Origin of the sequence: Undibacterium sp. Di27W, from assembly GCF_049340345.1 — a bacterium.
GTDB lineage: Bacteria > Pseudomonadota > Gammaproteobacteria > Burkholderiales > Burkholderiaceae_D > Undibacterium.
In genome coordinates, this window is the sequence record NZ_JBMPOS010000001.1 from 705775 (window position 1) to 722236 (window position 16462).

Consider the following 16462-nt stretch of genomic DNA (forward strand, 5'->3'; position numbering starts at 1 on the left):
TTCCTCAGGCAATGCGTTGGACGGGCAATGCGGTGGTGCCTGAAAGCAAGCCCGCCATTGCTGAGAAATAAACATCTTCCAGATTGCCTTGTGCAAGCTTAAAACTATGGTCTGGCTTTTCATCTGCATAGACATGTATCAGGGTGCGACCCGAGGTCAGGCGGCTGGAAATCAATTGATATTCTTGCTGATATGTAGGGAGTTCAGCTTTCTCTATGAAGCGCTGCCAGATTTTTCCCTGTATTTGCTCTATCAGGGCAAGTGGTTGTCCGCTCAATATGAGGTTTCCTTTGTTGATAACGGCCATGTTGTTGCACAAGTCAGCGACATCTTCAACGATATGAGTAGACAGGATAACGATTTTTTCGGCCCCTATGTCGGCCAGCAGATTGTGAAATCGCACCCGTTCTTCCGGGTCCAGACCTGCTGTAGGCTCATCGACAATGATCAGCCTGGGGTCGCCTAGCAGCGCTTGTGCAATGCCAAAACGCTGACGCATGCCGCCTGAAAATCCACCCAGGTGTTTGTTTTTGACGCTGTAAAGATTAGTTTGATGCAGCAGGGCATCTACCGCCTCTTTGCGCTGTTGGCGATTGACCAGGCCCTTTAGCAGGGCAAAATGATCGAGCAAGTCGTAGGCACTGACCTTGGGATAAAGGCCAAAATCCTGCGGCAGATAGCCGAGCAAGCGACGGATCTGATCTTTTTGTTCAAGGATATTGATATTGTCCAGCGTTGCTGTGCCTGTATCAGCGTCCTGTAAAGTCGCCAGAGTGCGCATCAGTGTCGATTTGCCTGCGCCATTTGGTCCCAATAGACCGAACATGCCAGCCGGTATAGTGAGACTGATGTCGTTGAGGGCTTGTACACCATTGCTATATCGTTTTGACAGATGTTGTATGCGTAGTTCCATGCTCTTATCCTTTTTTTGTGAATGAACTGCTCCTTGCGCAAGCTGGCGCGGGCAGGGGTATCTTATGTAAATGGAATGCTCAGGCGGGAAAGATGCGATGAAACGGGTATAAGCGAGGATGGAAATGCAAAATGATGGATTGAACTTGATGTATGACGCAGAGAAACTGCCTGGTCAGGCTTATTCTGGCCAAAGTGCTGCAAGTTTGTGTTTGTTGCGATATAATGTTGCTTGGCGGGCCCCTGCGCATTGCGGCATGGCCAATCTGGTCAGGTCGGGAACGAAGCAGCCACAGTCATTTCCCGCAAGTGCCGTAGACCAGGCTCGCCAACTTCTTCTTTCGGTCTCTTCTCTTTATTTTTCCTGTTTATATTCTTTTAATAAATTGTTGTGGCGTATTGTCATGGCAAGCGCAGCCTTAAGCAGCAAACTTGTCAGTTTGTTTTACGGGAGCGACGAGCGGCAAGATCAAACTGAGGGTGGTGCCTTTACCCAGTTCACTGCCTAACTCAATTTTCCCGCCCAATACATCGGTGACCAGGTTGTAGACTATATGCATGCCCAGGCCAGAGCCACCTTTACCAAGCTTGGTGGTAAAGAAAGGATCAAACACGCGGGCCAGATGTTCAGCTGAAATACCTGCACCATCATCGCTGAATACAATTTCAACCTGGTGTTGACCTGAAAGTCGGGTCTTCAGATACATATTTCCATGGTCCAGGCCTTCAAAACCATGCGTCAGGGAATTGTTGACCGAGTTCGTCAAGATTTGCGCCAATGCTCCTGGGTAACTCTCCATCGCAATATTTGGTTCCAGGTCAATGTGCAGGCGATGCGTAGTCCTGCTATACATAGGTTCCAGCGTGATCAGGATTTCATTCAAGGTTGTGCTCAGATCAAAATTGCGTCTGTGGTTGCTGGATTGATCTACTGCAACCTGCTTAAAACTCAGGATGAGTTGAGCGGCCCTGTCCAGGCTACGCACAAGTATATTGGCACCTTTACTGGTTTCACGAGTCAATTGAGCGAGTACGGAGCGGCGCGGTTGCGTGGTGGATAATTCGTTTTCCATGTTTACCGCATGGTCTTGCAAGGTTGATGCGACGGTGACACTATTACCTATCGGTGTATTGAGTTCATGTGCAATACCAGCAACCAGCGAACCTAATGCAGCCATTTTTTCCGAGCGTATCAACTCACCTTGCATGGCCGTCAAACTATCGAGCGCATTACCAAGTTCTTTGTTGGTTTCTTCCAGGCTCTTGGTACGCTGTGTTACCCGCTCTTCAAGGTCAGTGTTCAACTGGCGGATTTCATTTTCTATTACGCGTATCTGACTGATGTCTATGGGCGTAAAAATGACCATCTTGTTGCCACTTGACTCGAAAAGCCTGGAAGACAATAAACATGTTGCGACTGTGCCGTCGCTATATCTGAAGCGCATTTCAAACTGCTCAACATAACCTTGTTCTTTCAGTAAATTCAAATAATTGGTTCTTAATGAGATGTCTTCCCAAAGGCGTAATTCTTGCGGTGTTTTCCCTAACATTTCATGGGCCTGGAAGCCGGTTTGTCTCAATAGACTATCATTGACTTCAACCAGTTGATCATCTGCCAAGCTGATTAATGCGAGAGGAACGGGAGAGAATTTAAACAAGTTAATGAATTTGCTCTCACTGATACGAAGAGACATTTCTGATTTTTTTAATGAGGACTCTGAACGATGAAGGCGACTTATGTGCAACCACAATGAAAATGTCAGTATGCATAAAAGTAATATTGTCACACCCGAAAATACCAGTCGATCACGGGTACGTTCACGCCAGGGAACAAGTATGGCGTCGTTGTCTCGAGCGAAAACGGAAACAATAGGGAAGGCAGCAATTTTTCGGTAAGTATAAAGACGTTCTATCTGATTTTTCTCATCAAGAAATTGCTTGTCAGTGAAGTTACCCTCTACCGGTTTATTGATTAAGTCCTTGATGACGGGAGAATGCTTGATTTCTTTACCTACATATTCCTTTTCAAAAGGGAAGCGCACTATCACTGTGCCATCGACTGTGAATAACGAGACTATAGCCTTACTGTCTTTGGCAACCCTTGCATAAACTGTACTGAAATATGAAACACTGATGTCAGTGCTGATAATGCCTACGTGAGTACCATCATCAGCATACAGATTACGGGCAAGCGGAACGACCAGTTCGGTATCGTAGAAGCGTTGAAAAGGATGGCCGATAATAGCGTGTTTGATTTCAGGGTGTTTCAGTAGATAGGGGATATAGGTTCTTTCGTCGGCGTCAACTTGATAAGCTGGGTAATCCACAGTGCTGACAAAGGCCTTGCCAGAGAGATTCACAAATTGCAGAGCTTTTAATATCTTATTAAAAGGCTGGGCTTTTGTGATGAGCTCTCGGATGATATTGTCATTCAGTTCTTTTTCCCTGCTGATGGACTGTATGGCATTGATGATGGTATTGAGGTTTCCGTCTGCCTCATTCAGGGTTTGGGTTGCATGCTCTTCCAATAAACGAACCGCAACCAAGCCATTTTCGTGTTCAGATTTGAATGTGATGTTACGGTCTTGCGAAATAGCCCACCAGGTTTGCAAAATAATGGCGGTAATCGCCACACCTGCGAGTAACAGGAAAATTACACCAGCAATTTTTGGCCGTTCAGCCGATGTTGCCATGCAAATTCCTTCCGTAAAATTTCTTTTTTACTATTGGGAAAACGGCTGCGCAATTGGCTTTCCTGGAAAAGAAAGCCATGGGATTTTAAGAAATTAACAGGTTTCTATTAGTAGTAAATGCCTGTTCCTATACACATGTCTTGACCCGGAACTTTTTCTACATACCCTTTTTTCTTTTCCAGATCTTTGGTGACTGGATTAGGCCAGCGATAAGGCACCCATCCTTTGCCTGCGGGAGAATAGCATTTTTCTGCCATTTCCTTGATGAGATAAACACCATCCTGGTCGCGCATGTCTATCATTGTTTTGCCAACTATTTTTGGGTTTTTCCCATGGACTGCTTGAAAACCCTTTTGGTCAACGGTGAATACATAAAGATCACCTTTTTTATTAATATCGCTGGTTGTATTAAATGGGCTATCCAGCTTGTTGAATTCAACAATCGCTTTTTCAAGGCCATTTTTCTTGATGTATTCCTGGGCTTTTTGCATCAATGCTATAGCGTCAGCTTCGTTACTTCTTTCTGCAGCTGCTACGTAATGTGAAAAGCTAGCAACAGATAATCCCAAGGCGAGTGCGAGGTAAGTTTTTTTCATGGATGTCTCCCTGATTAAATGCTGATTGATGAATGATCACTAATTTATGCTTTGAAGCAAAAGCGTTAAAACCCCATTGTTAATAATGAAAATAAATTATATTCTGCTAGTCGCAGTTTTTGGCAAATATTCTTATGTTGAACGGGTGAATTTTTGATTTTTTTATCTACCCAATTTAATTACCATGTATCTACATCATAGAACTAATTGTGGGGAATTTAAGTTGAATGGAAATAATTTGCTATTCAAATTAACCCGATTTAACATTGAAATTGTTGTTTTTTGGAAACTGGAGAGGGTTTGCTGTAGGGTGTGGCAACTCGAAATTTGACTCAAACTTTATCATTCGTCGGGGCAGAGATGGGTAATGCTATTTTTGCAGCAGAGGTTTGTTGCTGTTAAGTTATAAGAGATCCAGGACAAACATCACTTTAATATTGTCCTGGACTTGAGTGAGGGGACGATGCGGGTGGTACAGGCTTTACTGCGGATAGTGCTCAACCATAGTGCATGTTTTATCAGATCGAAGCACGTTTATCTGTGACGTTTATCATAGGGCTAAGCTGTGTCGCCATAACAACGATCAATACCAGCAAACTACCGCTACCCATGAATAGTTGAGGGACGCTGATGCTGCGCAATAGCCAGCCCGTGAATGCTGCCGAGATCGGGCCTATACCCATGAAGATAAACATAAACATACTCATGGCACGACCTATCATATGCGGTGGCACCTGTTTTTGCACCCAGGTGAAAACTGCCACATGCAAGAAACCACCCAATATGCCGACGCTGAGCAGTATGCCTGCGCCTTGCCAGCTTGCAGTGATCAGGCCCATGGGTATAAATAAGATGCCTACAATAAAATCCACCAGCAAGATGGTGCGCCCCAGATTGCCAAAACGCAGATTTGGTTTCATGCCTGCTAAAGCCATGCCCAATAAAGTGCCCGCGCCGTGAGAACCTGCCAGCAAGCCAAGTGCGCTTGCACTGTTGCTGAGTTGATTCGCCATGACGGGCAAGGCAATCTGTATCGGCCCCATGATGAAGAAAGCGATAGCCGACCAGTAGAGAAAGCAACTGCGTAATTGTTTCTCATTCCAGCAATAACGCAAGCCTTCTGCAAGCGATTGCAATAGTGCTGGTTTTGGTGCCGTAGGCGCGTCGCCAGTTGGTGCAGGCATGCCAGCATGCATCCTGACTTTACTCAGCGTCCACGCAGAAAAAGCGTAAGTGAAGCAATCAAAAAAGAAGGCTGCTGCCAATCCTTGTGCATCATTGATCATGCCTTGCTCATACGTACCATCATGTGTGCCAAACAAGGCAATCAGCAAGCCTGCCAGCACGGGTCCTATGAACATGGTCAACTGGCGCATACCCAGCATGATGCCATTTGCAGATTGTAATTGTGTCGGTGCGACGACCTTTGGCAACATGGACGTGCCTGAAGGTATGCTGAAGGCCGTTGATATTCCCAGGCCCAAAGCCAGGGCGTACACCATCCATAATTCCAGCTTGCTGTAAAAAATCAGGACACTCAAAATTCCCAGCAGCAGAGTATTGATGTACTTGGTTTGCATCATCACTGTCTTGGGTGAATAACGGTCCACCACGGCACCGCCCAGCAATATCAGCAACGCACGCGGTACGCTGATCAATGCCAGCACAATGCCCAGGATTAAGGTATCACCAGTCATCTTTAGCACCAACCAGGGCAGGGCAATTAAAGTAAACTGGTCTCCCAGCATGGAGATAGCGCCACCGCCTATCATCCAGAGGAAATTACTATCCTTGAATATACCTTTGGGCGAACTGTCGGTTTTATTGGTATTTACATCGTTCATTTTGTATTCCTTACGATTTCAAGGGCTGGCTTTTTTCCAAAAAGGACAGGCCCTGACGTGCATAAATAATTAATGCGGGAGTTAAGCCGCCACCGATGGATAGTTCCGGTTCTTTTTCGTGAATTGCTCTGACCTTAAGCATGGTCGGTATGTGATTGCCCCAGGCATCCATGAACAGGGCGCGCCACTTGACTAAAGATGCCTGCACATCAGCATGCTCCGGTGACAAGCCAGAGGCCATTTGCTGCCGTACTTCAGAAAACATGCGTGTCCATGATTCTGCATTTTTAAAAAATGACTGGCGAAAATACTGCAATTCTTCCTCGCTCAGATATTTCCTGTAAATGTCATACCTGACCTCGACTGATGCCCGGGTGATGAAATCCATCATTTCATCATCAACACCGCTCAATGTCTGCAAGGACGGTTCTTTCCTGTGCATCAACGTAAATTTGCTGAGTAATGTAGGGTCAGGCATGATTTTGCTCATGCTCTGCACCCATTCCGTGGCCAGTTGTTTGGCAGCCGGGTCTAGTGGCGATACTTTGTTATCCAGCAAACTCCTGACAGCCTGGACTATCGGCGACATATGCGTTTCAATTTTGTTCTGGGCTTGAAGCTCTCGCATATGTAAAATTTCATCCCGACTGAAATATTTGCCGATCAGGCTCATCATTTCCAGTGTTGACAACCAATATTCAAGATTGGGTTCGTTATTGGTTTTTAATAGTTCTGACAGTTTTTGCAGCCTGTCGCGCAATTCCACGCTTTGCGCAATTTGCTGATCCAGGCCAGAAATCTGCTCATCTATGACGCAATGCAAATCATTGCCCGCACCATTGATGACATCAGCCACTTCTGCCAGAGATAAATCCAGGCGGCGCAGTGCTTGTATATGGTGCAGGCGCTTGATATCTGCCTTGTCATAGAGGCGATAACCAGCCTCTGAACGTGCAGATGGATTCAATAAGCCGATTTTGTCGTAATGATGTAGTGTGCGTATGGTCAAGCCAGTACGGCTGGCGAGTTCACCGATTTTCAATAACATGCCTGATCTCCTCAATGAAGCAGACTATAAAGCCTTACCTTATGTCAGGGTCAAAGGGTTTTTGAAAATATTTTTCTTGGAAGATGTGGAGGGGGCGGAACGAGGAGGGTTGGTCATCCCGGCAACAATTAAAATTGTTTGCCGGGCTATGCAATTGCTTGTATGAAATGGCGGTTAGCGAGTTTTTTGCGGCCAATATGCCCACATGACGCCTAGCAAGCAGGTCATCAGAATAAAGCCCCATTCCATGCCACCTGAGCCTGGGCCGACGACATACCAGCCGTATTGGGCATGCACATGGATTTGACCGAAGCAAATGACGATGATATGTCCTATGCAGGCAGGAACAACGAAGCGATTGGCCAGCAATGCCAGACTGCTGGCTGTTTGTACCAGCAAGACCAGCCATGCCAAGGCAGTACCAAAAGGGTAGCCTAGAGAGGTCAGAAATTCACCAAATCGTGGAATGTTCTCCAGGTGAGAATAACCGTGCAGCGGGTGCATCAAAATGATCAAGGCCACACCTATACGTACGATGTCTATGCCGCGATGCAAATTGGCTGGGTCAACTTTATACCATTGTTGGATCATGAAGTTCTCCTGAATAATAAGTTCTCAACAATGACATGAGAACAAGTGAAAGAATCAGGTAGTGTGACCAAGCTGAGATATAAAGTGATGAACGCACTGCAAGTTTGATCTGCTGGGTCTGGCGAGGTAAAAGTGCGCCAGACCTGCCCAAATCAGTGCTTTATTTCTGGCGCTGTCAAAGTGCCTTCGGTCAGCGTTGTGGCAACAAACAGTTGCGCACAGTCAACTTTGTCGAAGCCATAGTGCTTGCCACAGAAATCACAATTGATATCTAAGGTGCCAAGGTCAGCGATGGCAGACTGTATTTCTTCTTCACCCAGCATTTTTAGCATGTCGCCGACTTTTTCACGTGTGCAATTGCACTGGAATTGCGGATGCAAGGGATCGAATACGCGTATGGTTTCTTCCCAGAACAGGCGGTGCAAAAGTATGTCTATGCCCGTGCTCAGTAATTCGGGGCGTTTCAACGTATCCCCCAGCATGACGGCATGGTTCCAGGCTTCGGTTTCATCTTCCACCTGTGCTTCAGCACCGCCGGTTTTTGGCAGTTTTTGCAGTAACATACCGCGTGCGACCTGGTCATCAGCAGCCAGCCACAGCTTGGTGTCGAGCTGTTCTGAACGCTGCATGTAGTTTTCTATGACAGTTGCAATGCTATCGCCATCCAGTGGCACTATGCCCTGGTAAGCTTGTTGGCCAGGCAATTTATTGTTTGGGTCCAGAGTGATGACGAAGCGACCTTTACCATGGGAATGGATGAGGTCAGTCAGACTGGCATCTTCCGCAATAGTGGCATGCTCACTGAGTTTGGCGGTTGCACGCATTTTCAGTTCGGCGTCACATTCCACCACCAATAATTTGACTGGGCCATCGCCATGGATCTGCATGATCATGGTGCCATCAAACTTCAGGTTGGCTGACAGCAGGGCAGATGCTGCCATCAATTCACCCAGTATGGTTTGTACGGCAGCCGGATAAGTCTTGCGCGCCAGGGTTTGTTGCCAGGTGTGGGTCAGTTCTACCATTTCACCGCGTACACCGGCATGTTCGAACATGAATTTTTGTAGAGTATCAGTCATTGTTATCGCTAAATCAGTCTATGCGTTTGAGTTGAGTTTTAAAAGCTTGCCCACGCTTGACATAAGTGTCGGCATTGCGCTGCAGGCCGGCAATATCTGCTTCGCCCAGTGTTCTGACCACTTTGGCGGGCGAACCTATGATGAGGGAATTGTCCGGGAATTCCTTGCCTTCCGTGACCAGTGCACCAGCACCAACCAGGCAGTTCTTGCCTATCTTTACGCCATTCAGTACTACCGCCTGTATGCCTATCAATGAACCATCGCCAACGGTGCAGCCATGTAGCATGGCCTGATGGCCGACAGTGACATTTTTGCCTATCACCATGGGGTAGCCAGGATCAGTGTGTAGAATACTGCCTTCCTGCACATTGCTGTTTTCACTGATGGTAATCAATTCATTGTCGCCACGTATAGTGACATCAAACCAGATGCTGGCATTGGCTTCTATCCTGACTTTGCCTATGATGTTGGCGCTGTCGGCAATATAGGCAGAAGCATCAATTTCTGGGACTAGGTCACCGAATTGGTAAATGGGCATGATAGTTCCGTAAAATGGCACAGCATTGATTAAGGCAGTATTGTAAACCCCTGTGGGCTTACTTGCCTGGCTTCACATGTATATGAAAGATAAAGTTATTAATGAGTTAAGAGCATGCGCATTGGCTGCGGTACTGGAACCCGATCCTCAACGTAAATGTGAGGCTATCCATGCAATTCTCAAGGAGTCCTTGCTGGATGTCGCCACAGTTTTTGCTGAACCGGAAGGCATACCGGGGCGTTTGAGTAAGCCCGAACTGGTGCCACCTGGCAAGGTGGGGAGGCGCGCCATGAACACGGTAGAAGGCCGGGCAGTGCTCATTCACGCACTGGCACACATAGAATTGAATGCAGTCAATCTGGCAGCTGACATTATTTGGCGTTTTGCTGGCATGCCTGCGCAGTTTTACCTGGACTGGCTGAAAGTGGTCAAGGAAGAAGCTTATCACTTCCAATTGCTGATTGGACATTTACATACCCAGGGTTTTGCTTATGGCGACTTCCCCGCACATAACAGTATGTGGGAAATGGCAGAGAAAACCAGGGGCGATCTATTGGCCCGTCTTGCCCTGGTGCCACGCACGCTGGAAGCACGCGGCCTGGATGCCACGCCTGCCGTCATGGCTAAACTGGCACAGGCAGGTGACCAGGCTGCTGCCGATATTCTGGCGATTATCCTGCATGATGAAATTGGCCACGTTGCCATCGGCAATTTTTGGTACAAGAAGCTGTGTGCGGAGCAGGGTCTGGATATCATTTCGACATATGCCGAGATGACCCGCAAATACAAGGCCCCGGCATTGCGGGGGCCTTTTAACCTGGAAGGCAGAAGAGCGGCGGGTTTTGACGAGGAAGAGCTGCGTGCCCTGCAAGAAGCTGCAGGCTGATCACTGTCTTGCCTGCTTTTTGCTCAATCACCAGCGCGTACTGAACCTATACCCTCTACAGTTTTACTGATATTACGAGGGTGGCCGTAATACGTCAGGCTACCTATGCCTTGCACAGAGGCAGTGAGATTGTCACGTGCATGAACAGATACTGAACCCACTCCTTCCAGGCGCGCATCAATTTGTTCGGCGATCAAGTCCTTGGCCTCGACCATGCCAACTCCCTGGGCGCGCAGAGTAAGTGACTTGACTTTTCCTGCTGCGATCAGCATACCCGCACCCTCATGGGCCAAATTAAAGTGAGGCCCAGATAAATTGGTCAAAGTAGTGAGACCAGCACCTTCCATTTTGAACTTGCTGAGTTCAGGGATGCGGATAGTCACTTGCGAGTTGTCACTGATGGTGATGGAATTTCTTTCCTTATAGGAGATGATTAACTCATCACCTATCACCTCGGTCACGACATTATTAATAAATTTATCGCTTCCCTTGATTTGTACGGATTGTGCTTTACCTACTTCAACCAGCAAAGTAAAAGCGCTACGTGATTTAATCGACTTGAATACGGGTAAATTTCGACTCTGCTCGTCGGCGAAAGCTGAGGAACTGAGTAGTAGTGCAGATATTAATAGTAAACGGCGCATGCATTTCTCCAAAATTAAATTGTGCCGCACTGATGTTGGAAGCTTAGTCCTGCTATCCTGTGCAGATGATTAAGTATTACTAATTTCATCATCGATTGCGCCGGGTTTGCGATGAACTGCAAAATTCCGGGGATGAGCTGTCATTCAGGCGGGGCGCACTGTATTTAATTTTTCATAATGCAGCATATCCATCCATAAACCATTTCTGTGTACAGAGGCATGCGAATGTCCGTACTCGCTGAAACCGCATTTGCGCATGATGGCCTGGGATGGCAGATTGTCGATAATGACGACGGCTTCTATACGATTTAGCTTGAATTCATCAAATGCCTGGGCAACTACGGCATTGACTGCTGCCGTTGCATAACCGTGGCCACCATGGCGCTGGCTGAAGCGATAACCCAAGAAAGCCTTATGGTACTGGTCTTGTTCTACACCGCGTAAGGTGAGGCGGCCCACCACCTCGCCCCCTACCCAGGCCAGGTAATGATATTCGCGTTTGGCATTGGCCAGATATTGGGCTTGCTCCAGGCTGGAGCGTACTTCTGGTAAGTTATAAAATTCATCGCCGCGACTGGCTATCCATTCTTCAAAGTGGCTGCGGTTTTCCTGTTCAAATGCCAATACGGTAGCCGCGTCTTCGGCTTTGACAAGGGTGATTGTCAGGTTTGAATTCATCATTCTGCTTTGTTTATGAGGTTGTTGATTTGCAGATTGTAATGGATGCTTAAAGTTGTTGCTAATGCTGTCGTAATCAAAGTAAACATTCCTGAAAAGAATAAAATGACAGCCTTAGCTTCCATGGTAAACCGGATCGCGTTACTTTTAATCGGCGTATTCTTTTCTGCGCACTCCATCGCACAAATGACCGATCCCGGTTTGCCGCCCAACAAATCACTGGTATTGACAGGTTTTTTCGTTAATAAACCGGTGCAAGTACTTGATATTGATGATGCGGCTCAGGGCTTCCCCAAAGCGATTGCACGCAGGTTGATGCGTGAGCGGCAAGTGCAGGTGCGCACCTCCCCTGATTTATTATCGTTTGATTGGCAGCAGGATCAGCCACCAATGAATCTCTTGCAGCAACTGGGGCAAACCTATGCCAGCCGCTATATCGTCTCGGGCGAGGTCCGCAATGCGGGTACCAAGATAGACAGCAATCTGTTTGGTCTGACACATAAAAGCACTCGTGCCATAGAACTTGATGTGCGTATCTATGATGCACGCACTGGTCAATTGCTGGCACAGCAAGAGTTTTCAAGCACTGTTGCAGGTAATGTGAGTATAGGGCGTGAGCATGTTTTTGACGGTGCAGCGTTTAATAGCACTGCCTACGGCAAGACTATCAGCGATATGCTGGACCAGGTTGCCAGTCTGGTCAGTGCTACGGTGTTGGCGCAGCACTGAGTCAGCCTGATTATTTCGTGGCGCGCTCTTCTTCACGCAGCCGTAATATGCGGCGCTGTATTTTGCCGGTGGTAGTCATAGGCAAGGCGTCGATAAATTCTATTTCCTTGGGATATTCATAAGGTGCCAGTTTTCCACGCACATGATCTTGCAATTCCTTGATCAGCGTATCGTCACCCTGAAACCCCTGGCTCAAGACCACATAGGCCTTGACCAGGTTGCCCCGTTCTTTGTCCGGTTTTGGCACGACAGCCACGTTTGCTACCGCTGCATGTTTGACCAGACAATTCTCGATTTCTGAGGGACCTATGCGGTAGCCTGCCGCCTTGAACATATCGTCGGCCCGGCCCTGATACCATAGGTAGCCATCGGCATCGCGGGTGGCCAGGTCGCCTGTCCTGCACCAGTCCCCAGTAAATTTATTGCGGGTTGCCGTATCGTTTTTCCAGTACCCCAGGAAGAATACAGGGTCAAGATGGCCGTAAGTATCATAGCGGCTCATGGCAACTTCACCTATTTCGCCATCCGCAACTTCATTGCCATCATCATCAATGACGGCCACTTTGTGCCCAGGATAAGGCCGCCCCATACTGCCAGGCTTGGCAGGCCATAATTGATGACTGTTGCCGACGATATAGTTCATCTCAGTCTGGCCAAACATTTCATTTGGCGTGATGTGCAGGGCTTTTTCACACCAGTTGAAGACGGCATCACCCACAGCTTCACCAGCAGTCATGATGGCGCGCAGGGCGAGCTTGTATTTTTTCCTGGGCTTGGGCTCTGCCTTCATCATCATTTTCAAGGCGGTGGGGAACAGGAAGGTATTTGTGACCTGGTATTTTTCCAGCAAATAGTAGGCAGTTTCTGCAGTAAAACGCCCTTGGTATCCGACAATGGGTTTGCCAAAATACAGGGTAGGCAATAAAGCATCCATCAAACCACCCGTCCAGGCCCAGTCAGCTGGTGACCAGAATACATCTTCATCTTGCGGGAACCAGTTTTGTGAGGCCACAAAGCCAGTCAGGTTACCGATGATGGCAGAATGCGGGATCAACGCACCCTTGGGTGCGCCCGTGGTACCGCTGGTGTAGATCAGGATGGCCGGGTCGCTGGAGCGGGTGTCGGCTATGTGGGCGGTGACAGGCATATTGGGTACATGTGTTGCCCAGTCTATACAGGGTGGCAAGTCATCGCTGGTAGTGCAATCCAGGCTGATCACGGTTTTCAGATCGGGACAACGGCTGCGGATTTCTTCAAATGCCTTTATCCCACTGCCATCCAGCACGATGGCGATGGACTGGCTATGCTGCAGCCGGTATTCCAGCGCTTCTGGCCCGAACAAAAAGGACAAGGGCATGACGATGGCCCCAATCTGCAGGCAAGCCATGATGGTGATGGCAGTTTCTGGCCTTTGTGGCAAGATGCAGGCGATCACGTCACCACGCTGTATGCCTTCTTGCAAGAATAAATTAGCAAGCTGGTTGGCTTGCTCATGTAATTGCAGATAAGTCAGGCGACGGCTATTGCCTTCGCTGTCTTCATAAAGAATGGCAGTCTTCTTTGCATGCTTGTGCTTTGCCGCCCAACGGTGACAACAGGCTTCTGCAATATTGAAATTACTGGGGACATCCCATCTGAACTCGTGATAGAGCTGCTCATAATGATCAACTTGGTCAATTTTTGTATCGTTTGCTGTCTGGTCTTTGAGTTTGTTCAACTGCTTCATCCTGTCTCCGTTATAATAAGCGAACGGTCGTGCTATTGTATGATTTTGCTGCAAGTGCCCTGAGGCATTAGTATCATGCTACTTGATAATGTGCTTTGCAGGCTGGCGTTTCCCTGTATTTCCAGATGAAAAATATTAAATTCTTATGAATACTCTATTCAAGCCTTCACGCACATCCTTTCTTGATATCCGTGGCCTGCAATATCACGTGCGCAGTTGGGGACGGGAAGATGCACCCAAAATCATCATGCTGCATGGCTGGATGGATGTATCTGCCTCTTTCCAGTTTGTCGTCGATTGCCTCAAGCATGACTGGCAAGTGCTCGCGCCTGACTGGCGTGGCTTTGGATTGACTGAATCGCCCAATGTCGATACTTACTGGTTCCCCGATTATCTGGGTGACCTTGACGCGCTGCTAAGGCATATCTCGCCGGATGAACCTGTGAACCTGCTGGGACACAGCATGGGCGCGAATGTCGCTGGCCTGTATGCAGGCGTGCGGCCAGAGCGCGTGCGCAAGTTCATTAATTTGGAAGGCTTTGGCATGCCGGTGACCCATCCAAAACAGGCACCTGGGCGCTACAGGAAATGGCTGGATGAGTTAAAAAACCAGGCTGGCTTGCGTACTTATGCTTCGCAAGCAGAGGTCGCTGCTCGTTTGCAAAAAACCAATCCACGCCTTTCAGATGAAAGAGCAGCATTTCTTTCTGCCCATTGGGCCAAGGAAACCAGCCCCGGTTGCTGGGAAATCTTGGGTGACCCTGCCCACAAGCAAACCAGTCCACTCTTGTATAGAGTAGAGGAGGTCATGGCCTGCTGGCAAAAAATTACAGCACCAGTATTGTGGATGGAGGCAGATAACACCGATGTCTGGCGCTGGATGGGTCCAAAAGAAGAAGCGCGCGTTGAAATAGACCGACGTCTGGCACATATCCCACAGCTGCAAAAAGAGATGATTTTGGATGCCGGACATATGCTGCACCATGACCAGCCAGAAAAATTGGCAGAATTGATAGAGGCTTTCTTGCTGAAGGACTGATTTAGCCAGCCTTACGGTATCGGTACAAGAATGAAAAAGCGAGTTCTGGGTTAAACTCCCAGAACTCGCTTTTTATTTTCTATTCATATCCCGGCACTATGAGCACAACATCTCAATCACCGAAATACGGTTTTACCACCACCATCCTGCATAGCGACAGACAAAAAGACATAGAGCACGGCTCTATCCATAAGCCCATCCATACATCGGTCATGTACGGCTACCGCGATGCGCGTGACCTGGCAGCAGTGTTCCAGAATAAACAATCAGGCTACCGCTATGGCCGCCAAGGCAATCCTACGGTCTCTGCTCTGGAAGAAAAAATCAGCAAGATGGAAGGCGGGCTGGCCAGTATTGCATTTGCAACTGGCATGGCTGCCATAGGCGCAGTGTTCCAGGCCCTGTTGCGCCAGGGTGACCATGTGGTGTCGTCCTCATTCTTGTTTGGTAATACCAATAGCCTTTGGCAAACCGTGAGCGCTCAGGGTGTTGATGTGTCACTGGTGGATGCGACTGATGTAAGTCATGTCGCAGCCGCACTGACGCCAGCGACCCGTATGGTATTTGTCGAAACCATCGCCAATCCACGCACGCAAATCGCTGATTTGAAAAAGATAGGTGAGTTGTGCCGTGAAAAAGGCATCCTGTTTGTAGTCGATAACACCATGACTTCGCCTTATCTGTTCCAGCCCAAGACTGTGTACGCAGGTCTGGTGATTAACTCACTCACTAAATCCATCGCCGGTCATGGCAATGTACTTGGTGGTGCATTGACGGATACCGGCCTGTTTGACTGGAGCACATTTCCAAATATTGCCGCCAATTTCCGCAAACAGCCTGCACAAATGCAAGGCCTGGCACAAATCAGGACCAAGGCTTTGCGTGATTTTGGTGCCTCGCTTTCGCCAGATGCAGCACACCAGATAGCAGTAGGCGCAGAAACCATTGCTCTGCGTATGGACAGGGAATGTGCGAACGCCCTGGCACTGGCAAAAATGCTGGCTGCCGATCCGCGCGTGGCAGCAGTACATTACCCCGGCTTGCCAGACCATCCACAGCATGCCCTTGCGACAGAGTTATTTGCTGCCTATGGTGCCTTGTTCAGTTTTGAGCTAAAGCCAGAGATTGATTGCTTTGATTACCTGAATCGATTGAAGCTGGCGATCAATGCGACGCATCTTGGTGATACCCGCACCCTTGTTATTCCGGTTGCGCACACCATTTTCTTTGAGATGGGGGCAGAACGTCGTGCAGGGATGGGGATAGCTGACTCTTTGATACGCGTTTCTGTCGGTATAGAAGATACCCAGGACTTGCTGGATGATTTTGCGAATGCGCTGACCTCTGAGTAAAAAAACAAGGCGGTCTTTGAGCTAAAACCTGTTTGCGGTACTACTGTCAGTAGTGCCGGATGCTGCTGCGTTGTATTTGATTTTAATTTCTGTATTGGCAAAGTGAC

At 48.1% G+C, this 16462-nt stretch carries 15 protein-coding genes and 1 other RNA gene; 5 read left to right on the forward strand and 11 right to left on the reverse strand.

The window, feature by feature from the left end; translation table 11 throughout:
* Positions 1-4 precede the first annotated feature (4 nt).
* A complete protein-coding gene (locus ACO0LF_RS03130) occupies positions 5-913 on the reverse strand; it encodes an ABC transporter ATP-binding protein (protein ID WP_423011799.1) in 909 nt (302 codons plus the stop codon).
* Between the two features lie 233 nt (positions 914-1146).
* Between ACO0LF_RS03130 and ffs the strand changes: the two genes are divergently transcribed.
* Positions 1147-1245, forward strand: an RNA gene (ffs, locus tag ACO0LF_RS03135) — signal recognition particle sRNA small type.
* 86 nt (positions 1246-1331) lie between these two features.
* Here the strand turns inward: ffs and ACO0LF_RS03140 are convergent.
* The 7 genes from ACO0LF_RS03140 to ACO0LF_RS03170 all read right to left on the reverse strand — a co-directional run bounded on the left by ACO0LF_RS03140 (position 1332) and on the right by ACO0LF_RS03170 (position 9301).
* Complete coding sequence (locus ACO0LF_RS03140) at positions 1332-3605, reverse strand: ATP-binding protein (protein WP_423011801.1); 2274 nt, start codon at positions 3603-3605, stop codon at positions 1332-1334.
* A 107-nt stretch (positions 3606-3712) separates the two neighbouring features.
* Positions 3713-4201, reverse strand: a complete 489-nt coding sequence (locus ACO0LF_RS03145; RefSeq protein WP_423011803.1) for a cache domain-containing protein — start codon at positions 4199-4201, stop codon at positions 3713-3715.
* A gap of 518 nt (positions 4202-4719) precedes the next feature.
* Entirely contained in the window at positions 4720-6045 is a 1326-nt protein-coding gene (locus tag ACO0LF_RS03150) for an MFS transporter (RefSeq protein ID WP_423011805.1), read from the reverse strand.
* Between the two features lie 10 nt (positions 6046-6055).
* Positions 6056-7093: a MerR family transcriptional regulator gene (locus tag ACO0LF_RS03155; protein WP_423011807.1), complete on the reverse strand. Its 1038-nt coding sequence runs from the start codon at positions 7091-7093 to the stop codon at positions 6056-6058.
* A gap of 174 nt (positions 7094-7267) precedes the next feature.
* Positions 7268-7684: a DoxX family protein gene (locus ACO0LF_RS03160; RefSeq protein ID WP_423011809.1), complete on the reverse strand. Its 417-nt coding sequence runs from the start codon at positions 7682-7684 to the stop codon at positions 7268-7270.
* A gap of 152 nt (positions 7685-7836) precedes the next feature.
* Entirely contained in the window at positions 7837-8763 is a 927-nt protein-coding gene (gene hslO / locus ACO0LF_RS03165; RefSeq protein ID WP_423011811.1) for an Hsp33 family molecular chaperone HslO, read from the reverse strand.
* A 13-nt stretch (positions 8764-8776) separates the two neighbouring features.
* Positions 8777-9301, reverse strand: coding sequence for a gamma carbonic anhydrase family protein (locus ACO0LF_RS03170; RefSeq protein WP_423011813.1), 525 nt, complete (start codon positions 9299-9301; stop codon positions 8777-8779).
* 82 nt (positions 9302-9383) lie between these two features.
* On the opposite strand from ACO0LF_RS03170, the gene ACO0LF_RS03175 reads away from it, so the two are divergent.
* Positions 9384-10187 carry a ferritin-like domain-containing protein gene (locus ACO0LF_RS03175; RefSeq protein WP_423011815.1) on the forward strand — a complete coding sequence of 268 codons (804 nt, stop codon included), beginning with the start codon at positions 9384-9386 and terminating at the stop codon, positions 10185-10187.
* Positions 10188-10210: 23 nt separating this feature from the next.
* Here the strand turns inward: ACO0LF_RS03175 and ACO0LF_RS03180 are convergent, their stop codons facing one another.
* Both ACO0LF_RS03180 and ACO0LF_RS03185 read right to left on the reverse strand, forming a co-directional pair.
* Complete coding sequence (locus ACO0LF_RS03180; RefSeq protein ID WP_423011816.1) at positions 10211-10831, reverse strand: GIN domain-containing protein; 621 nt, start codon at positions 10829-10831, stop codon at positions 10211-10213.
* Between the two features lie 144 nt (positions 10832-10975).
* Positions 10976-11512, reverse strand: a complete 537-nt coding sequence (locus ACO0LF_RS03185; protein WP_423011818.1) for a GNAT family N-acetyltransferase — start codon at positions 11510-11512, stop codon at positions 10976-10978.
* A 102-nt stretch (positions 11513-11614) separates the two neighbouring features.
* Between ACO0LF_RS03185 and ACO0LF_RS03190 the strand changes: the two genes are divergently transcribed.
* Positions 11615-12238: a flagella assembly protein FlgT middle domain-containing protein gene (locus tag ACO0LF_RS03190; RefSeq protein ID WP_423011820.1), complete on the forward strand. Its 624-nt coding sequence runs from the start codon at positions 11615-11617 to the stop codon at positions 12236-12238.
* A gap of 10 nt (positions 12239-12248) precedes the next feature.
* Here ACO0LF_RS03190 and ACO0LF_RS03195 read toward each other — a convergent pair whose 3' ends face one another.
* The gene (locus tag ACO0LF_RS03195; RefSeq protein ID WP_423011822.1) at positions 12249-13964 is read right to left on the reverse strand and encodes an acyl-CoA synthetase; all 1716 of its coding nucleotides are present in this window, start codon (positions 13962-13964) and stop codon (positions 12249-12251) included.
* Positions 13965-14109: 145 nt separating this feature from the next.
* Here ACO0LF_RS03195 and ACO0LF_RS03200 point away from each other — a divergent pair, with 145 nt between their 5' ends.
* Positions 14110-15003: an alpha/beta fold hydrolase gene (locus ACO0LF_RS03200; protein WP_423011824.1), complete on the forward strand. Its 894-nt coding sequence runs from the start codon at positions 14110-14112 to the stop codon at positions 15001-15003.
* 98 nt (positions 15004-15101) lie between these two features.
* Positions 15102-16355, forward strand: a complete 1254-nt coding sequence (locus ACO0LF_RS03205; RefSeq protein ID WP_423011826.1) for a cystathionine gamma-synthase family protein — start codon at positions 15102-15104, stop codon at positions 16353-16355.
* The last annotated feature ends 107 nt before the right edge of the window (positions 16356-16462 follow it).